Below are 1193 nucleotides of genomic sequence, written 5' to 3' on the forward strand. Positions count from 1 at the left end.
CCCGTCACGCAACCTTGGCCGGGTAACTGGTCCAGCTTCGAATGGGTGAGCTGGCGGCGAAGTTGGTCTTGGGAGCGGCTCTGGCGTTGCGCCAGCGCACGTAGGCACCGATCGCCGCGTTCTGCTCGTCGTGGGTGCGGTGGTCGGTGCCGTTGAGGGCGTAATAGCGCAGCGCGGCGAACTCGGATTCGATCCAGTTCAGCCAGGAGCCGTAGGTCGGCAGGAAGACCAACTCAACGCCGTTAGCGGCGGCCCAGGAGCGGACCTGAGGGTGCTTGTGCGGCGAGTAGTTGTCGGCGATCACGTACAACTTTCCGCTGGGCCAGCGGATGCGCAGGGTCTTGAGGAAGGACAGGTACTCGCGCCACCGCTTGCGCTTGCGGATCCGGTAGTACAGCTTGCCGGTGGCCAGATCCAAAGCGGCGATCATCTGCATCACGCCGTGGTAGCGGTTGTAGGTAGCGCGAAGCCGAGCCGGCGAACCCACCGGCCGCCATCGCTTGCCCTTGCGCGGCATCAGATTCAGCGGCCCGAACTCATCGACGCAGATCACCCGCCCACCGTCGGGCGGGTGATCGTATAACTCCAGCACGCGCTGCATCTTGGCGATGAAGTCGGGGTCGGTGGAGGCCTTCCACGTCGTGGTGGTCTGCCAGCTCACCCCGCCCTTGCGGAGGATCCGCCGCAGGTGCTCACGGCTGATCGCCGTCACGACGCCGCGGGCGATCAGGTGTTCGGCCAGCGTTTTCAGGCTCCAGGTGGACATCCCGGTGATGCCCCACTCGGCGGGGACCGTTCTGGCGATCAGGCAGATGCGCTCACGCACCTGGTCACTGATCGCCCTCGGACGGCCCCCGCTCCATTTTGGGTCCAGCGCGTCGAACCCCCGCTCGTTGAAGGCATGGATGACATCACGAACGTAGTCATCGCTGACCTGCATCAACGAGGTGATGTCGGGGACGCTTTGGCCCTGGCCGGACATCATCACCACGATCGCCCGCCGCAACTTGATCGGATCCTTCGCAGTCCGCGTGATCCGCTGCAGTTTGCGACCTTCCTCCATCGTCAACGGCCGGACGAACACTTCCGGTCGGCGAGCCACGACCACCTCCCACCATCGAAGAGACAGCCAGCCTGACGGGTTCACCGCCCGAGATCAATTACCCGTCCGAGGTTCAGTGACAGGCCACTAG

Annotated in this window: 1 protein-coding gene; it reads right to left on the reverse strand. The window is 64.6% G+C overall.

Translation table 11 applies throughout. The features are described 5' to 3' along the window. Positions 1-4: 4 nt before the first annotated feature. Entirely contained in the window at positions 5-1102 is a 1098-nt protein-coding gene (locus Pth03_RS41105) for an IS630 family transposase (RefSeq protein WP_239119819.1), read from the reverse strand. Positions 1103-1193 lie beyond the last annotated feature (91 nt).

It is taken from the genome of Planotetraspora thailandica, from assembly GCF_016863335.1.
Lineage (GTDB): Bacteria > Actinomycetota > Actinomycetes > Streptosporangiales > Streptosporangiaceae > Planotetraspora > Planotetraspora thailandica.